The following is a 4,923-nucleotide window of genomic DNA, read 5'->3' as shown; positions in this document are numbered from 1 at the left end:
AAGAGCTTTTTGACCGCATCAATCCTGGATAAATTCTCATACTGGGGTAGCATGGAAATTTCTAACACTTCGGATGAGCTAGAAATTTCAACTACAGATGTATTTGCTCTTTGGGTTTGTTGATTCTGTGTGGATACAGAATTATTCAACTCCACGTTATCTAGCTTTGATTCTGTTGGCTCAAGAGTCAAGTCAACATCAGAAATGTCATCAGGCACTGAAATAGACATCAACGAGCTAGTTTGAGCATGTGGAATGTCATTAGCCGATGTCAGCTTTGGTGTTTGGTTGTGATCAACACAAATCCAGTTAGATAGTAATGCTTCTACATGGTCTAACTGCTGCTGCGCCTGCCGATACAATCTCTCATATTCTTCTAGTTGCCGAACGCAGTAATCTCGTAATTCTAACAGTGGAGTCACTAATTCGTCAGGAGGAGGTTTTAAGTTCATCCGGTGTCAATACCTATAAAATTTCAATATTTATTAGCTTGAGGTTACAGCAATCTGTGGTCATTACGCACTTTGACTGCAAACAAGCACCAATTATGTCTCATCGTCCAGGTCATCTACAGTCAGCGGTGCTTGAGAAGAATGACGCACATACAACACATAAACTGTATGATCTCGAATTGTAAATAGTACTCGGTATACGTTTTTGGTTTTTCTGTAAAGTAACTGTCGGACTTCTCCAATAAAAATCTCGTGTTCAACTGCTAGTCCGCAGCGCTGCGGTTTCTCTTGAAGTGTTGCAATTTCATTCATTAAACCTCGAAACCAACGATCTGCAAATTCCGGATTCTGCTCTCGATACCAGCGATAGGACAAGTCTATCTGAGCTTGAGCAAGGGAAGTGATTTCAACCAGAAATGTCATACTTTTGCTGCATTTCGGCAATAAAATCTTCAAGGGGGCGAGTTTGCCCAGCATCTATTTCCTCAAAACCTTGCTGGACTTGAGCAATTGTTTCGAGTTGATCAATTAGTTGGCGCAATTTACTAGGATCAACTTTACCAGGCTCAACAAAGGTAACAATAACTTGGGCACGATCGCTCACATCTGCTGGTAACTCACTAAGTTCAATTTGTCCATTTTGATAAATGCCTGCAACAGTTTTTAGCATATATTGATAGATCTAACAATTCTTCAATTCTAATGGCGTTCGTCACTATTCCCAAGGAGAAGCGATTATTACTGTCGAAATCACCTCCTTTACACTTAACCTAATCGCACTCTTGCCACAGTTAAGGCATTCTACTTCAATCGCTTTCTCCTTCCTGCGTCCTCTAAACTCTTCAAGAACAGGTGAACCCTTATACTCGCTCACTAATTCAGTTAAACAGTGATAGCACTCGTAGATTACACGCCCTACTTCCTTGTCGCAGTCTGTAAATTTCATGCGTTGGCATTGCTGTGGTGGTAACTCTTCTTCTTCACACGATTCAAACTGGCGCGGCTTGGGTTTGGGTGAGTCATCTAACCTGCGCTCACGCGGCTTGGGCTTACCTGTTTCTAATGGTAGGGGCTTGACTGTGAGCGCTTTTGTTTCTACTTGAGCTTGTGCTTGCGGTGGCTCTGTAGTGATTGCTTGTGGTTCATCTGGCAGGGCCTCTAGTGCAGGGGCGGGGTCTGGCTGTAATGTGATTGGCGGTTGCTCTGCTGGGCGAATGGCAACAAGGTCAAGCTTGGGGTTTGGGTTGTTGGGTTTTGGTGGTTTGGGTGGTTTAGATGGGCGTTGGGTAGATTTCATGAAACTTGCATTGAAATGAACTAAGCCGAAACGGGATTTTCAAATCTCTTTTAATCTGTTAACAATGATTCTAGTTGTTGTAAAAGACTTGCGATTTTCTTTGCTTTTTTCGGGTCTTCCCACTGTGAAGACTTTAACATTCTCTGAGATATGTCTTGAAATTCCTTTTTTAAAGAAGGAGGTTCTTGAGGCTTTGCTTCCTTAATTCGAGTACGAATTTGTGCTAGAGATAAATTTTCAGCAATTGCTTCTGCTAGCAAACTAAATCTAAACGCTTCATCTTTAACTGTAGCGATCGCTCTGGCTTTGGTGTATTCTATTTTTCCATAACGTAGCGCCTCTAAAACATCAAGCGGCATATTCAGCAGTGGTAGCCGACTGACACGAAAGCTTTCTGGCGATAGCTTGCCCACTATCGTAAACACATTTTCTACAATTTCCCACTGTTGACGGAAAACGTTTTCCGTATCTTTGTCTGACCATTCAATTTTCTTTTTATCTAGATGCGCTCTGCGGTTCAATAAAGCAACTACTTCCTTCTTCTTGCAGTTTAGCTGCCAAGATAGTAAGTGCAGTATTCCTTCCGTTTCCTCTACCGGATTTAAATCTTCTCGCTGCAAATTTTCTAGCAAGGAGAGCTTTAGAGATGAGGCTTCATCAACATCTAAAATTGCAGCAGGAACTTCCGTTAAGCCGGCAGAGAGTGCAGCACGGTAGCGACGTTCCCCCGCAATTAATAAATACTTACCATCAGTACAAGGACGCAGCCATAACGGCAGGGCAAACGCATCTAAAGTACTGCCGATTATGACCAAAATTAAGAACCAACGAAAAAATCAGGATTTCTCGTTTGATTTACTTTCCAAGATTTAAAGCGATGCCTATGGCAAGCCGCAGAGCGTCTACGCTAAAATCTTTGTCAATAAGCAGGGACTGATGACATTATTTTGAAGTTTATTGAGAATGGACTAGTCTTATTGACATGATGCGGCCGCCCTGATTGCTGGGTGACTATGACTGATAAACCTAACACAACTACTTGTCCTAAGTGCAATGGCAAGGGTTTACCTATTAGTATTCTTGTGCTAGAGAAGTACAAAGGAAGTTCAATCATGAATAACTTGGAAAAAACTTTACCTGCTCTGCTCGTTGCATCTTTCAATATTGTGTTGTTATCAACTATTAATATCAAACCCATCTATGCCCAACCAAGGAGTGTTTTTATTCGCAATACATTGTCAGGAAAGTGCATTGATGTTGCTGGTGCGCCTGGTGCAGAGAATGGCACTCCATTGTTAATTTGGGATTGTAATTTCTCTGGACGTAACACTGAAAACGGTTCACCTACAGACCAAAAATGGACATTGACTAGTGACGGTTTTATTCGTAACAGATTATCAGGAAAATGTATTGATGTTGCTGGTGCACCTGGTACACATAACGGCGCACCATTGTTAATTTGGGATTGTAATTTCTTTGGACGTAACACTGAAAACGGTTCACCTACAGACCAAAAATGGACATTGACTAGTGACGGTTTTATTCGTAACAGATTATCAGGAAAATGTATTGATGTTGCTGGTGCGCCTGGTATAGAGAATGGCGCTCTATTGGTACTTTGGGACTGTAATTTCTCTGGACGTAATGCTGAAAACGGTTCACCTACAGACCAAAAATGGAAGATGCAGCAGTAAATATGTACTATAATAAATCCGCTTCTAGCAATATGATTATGTGCGGCGTTCTCAAAAGGTAATGTCCACTTTATCTAATCTTGACCATCAACAATTAAATACCTCTGTTCTACACGAAACAATCATCGGTGTAGTTGAACGCCTGACCTTTTACTCCCAAGAATCAGGTTATACTGTTGCGCGTCTGGTGCGTTCTCGCGCTACTGAACTCACAACAATTGTCGGCAGCTTCGCCAATATCCAGCCCGGTCAAACATTGCAACTAACTGGTTTCTGGCGTGAACATCCCCAATACGGGCCACAGTTTCAAGTTGTTCAATACCAAGAAACCAAACCCGCTACAATCACCGGAATTGAAAAGTATTTGGGCAGCGGTTTAATTAAAGGAGTAGGCCCAGTCACAGCAAAGCGCATAGTCGCTCATTTTGGTTTGGAAACTCTGGAGATTATCGACAATCAAATTGAGCGCCTTGTCGAAGTTCAAGGTATTGCTAAAAAACGCATCAAACTAATTCAAACGGCTTGGGCTTCACAGAAAGCCATCAAAGAAGTAATGGTATTTCTGCAAGGGCATGGTGTTTCAACAACCTACGCGGTGAAGATTTTTGAAGAAGGCAGAAGGCAGGAGGCAGAGGGCAGAAGGGACAATTAAGAAGGGGATTCAGACCCCTCCTTAATTGGGGCCACTGAACTTCGTTTCAGTGGGGGTCTTAAACCCTTACTCCCTCCGGTCGTGGCAGAGTGCAGAAAACAGTATTCCTTCTGCCTCCTGCCTTCTGCCCTCTGCCTTTCTTGATAAACAATACAAAGCAGTAGCAGTTGGCGCACAATTGCTGTTAGTGGGTGACATTGACCAGTTACCGTCTGTCGGGCCTGGTAATGTACTTGCTGATCTGATTAATTCGCTTACTGTACCAGTGGTGCGGCTAACACAGGTATTTCGCCAAGCTCAAGCGAGTGCAATTGTCACCGCCGCGCACTCCATTAACCGAGGACAATACCCAACAATTGAACCAATCTCTGATTCTCCCGTCTCGGACTGCATTTGGCATGGCGGCGGGTTTTAACCGGAACACGGGGTACAAGCAATCTGTGAATTGGTTACTGACTTGATTCCTCGGCTTGGGTTTAACCCGGCAACCGATGTACAGGTTTTGTGCCCAATGACGCGGGGTGTTATCGGTACTCGCAACCTCAATACTGTTTTGCAACAGTTGATTAATCCTCCCAGTGCAGAGAAAGTGGAGATTAACAGGGGTGGGATGATTCTGCGAGAGGGCGATCGCGTTATTCAACAAACCAACGACTACAATCGCGAAGTCTTTAATGGCGATTTGGGGATAATCGAGGGCATCGATACTGAGGAGCAAGAAGTCATGGTGCGGTACAGTGAACGTACTGTGGTTTACGATTACGCTGATTTAAGCCCAACTGACAACAAAGCTGGACAACCTTAGCGATAAGTTTTCTAATTTGCTTT

General features: G+C 43.2%; 8 protein-coding genes and 1 pseudogene. 4 read left to right on the top strand and 5 right to left on the bottom strand.

What is annotated here, in order from left to right; translation table 11 throughout:
* The 5 genes and pseudogenes from AC5JMF_RS29315 to AC5JMF_RS29295 all read right to left on the bottom strand — a co-directional run.
* A pseudogene (locus AC5JMF_RS29315) lies at positions 1-452 on the bottom strand (hypothetical protein); the annotation flags it as partial.
* Between the two features lie 93 nt (positions 453-545).
* Entirely contained in the window at positions 546-875 is a 330-nt protein-coding gene (locus AC5JMF_RS29310; RefSeq protein ID WP_495799221.1) for a type II toxin-antitoxin system RelE/ParE family toxin, read from the bottom strand.
* A complete protein-coding gene (locus AC5JMF_RS29305) occupies positions 859-1,122 on the bottom strand; it encodes a hypothetical protein (protein WP_495799220.1) in 264 nt (87 codons plus the stop codon). The genes AC5JMF_RS29310 and AC5JMF_RS29305 overlap by 17 nt, the downstream gene beginning before the upstream one ends.
* A gap of 45 nt (positions 1,123-1,167) precedes the next feature.
* Positions 1,168-1,749: a hypothetical protein gene (locus tag AC5JMF_RS29300; protein ID WP_495799219.1), complete on the bottom strand. Its 582-nt coding sequence runs from the start codon at positions 1,747-1,749 to the stop codon at positions 1,168-1,170.
* A 50-nt stretch (positions 1,750-1,799) separates the two neighbouring features.
* Positions 1,800-2,564 (bottom strand): ParB/RepB/Spo0J family partition protein, encoded by a 765-nt coding sequence (locus AC5JMF_RS29295; protein ID WP_495799218.1) that lies wholly within the window; start codon positions 2,562-2,564, stop codon positions 1,800-1,802.
* Positions 2,565-2,762: 198 nt separating this feature from the next.
* Between AC5JMF_RS29295 and AC5JMF_RS29290 the strand changes: the two genes are divergently transcribed.
* The 4 genes from AC5JMF_RS29290 to AC5JMF_RS29275 all read left to right on the top strand — a co-directional run bounded on the left by AC5JMF_RS29290 (position 2,763) and on the right by AC5JMF_RS29275 (position 4,900).
* Entirely contained in the window at positions 2,763-3,443 is a 681-nt protein-coding gene (locus AC5JMF_RS29290) for an RICIN domain-containing protein (RefSeq protein WP_495799217.1), read from the top strand.
* Positions 3,444-3,504: 61 nt separating this feature from the next.
* The gene (locus AC5JMF_RS29285; protein ID WP_495799216.1) at positions 3,505-4,095 is read left to right on the top strand and encodes a helix-hairpin-helix domain-containing protein; all 591 of its coding nucleotides are present in this window, start codon (positions 3,505-3,507) and stop codon (positions 4,093-4,095) included.
* A gap of 49 nt (positions 4,096-4,144) precedes the next feature.
* Complete coding sequence (locus tag AC5JMF_RS29280; RefSeq protein ID WP_495799215.1) at positions 4,145-4,510, top strand: AAA family ATPase; 366 nt, start codon at positions 4,145-4,147, stop codon at positions 4,508-4,510.
* A 30-nt stretch (positions 4,511-4,540) separates the two neighbouring features.
* Positions 4,541-4,900, top strand: coding sequence for a hypothetical protein (locus tag AC5JMF_RS29275; RefSeq protein WP_495799214.1), 360 nt, complete (start codon positions 4,541-4,543; stop codon positions 4,898-4,900).
* The last annotated feature ends 23 nt before the right edge of the window (positions 4,901-4,923 follow it).

It is taken from the genome of Desmonostoc vinosum, assembly GCF_059505385.1.
The sequence above is the reverse complement of the archived record's forward strand: the minus strand, read 5'-3'. Positions and strand labels throughout refer to the sequence as shown.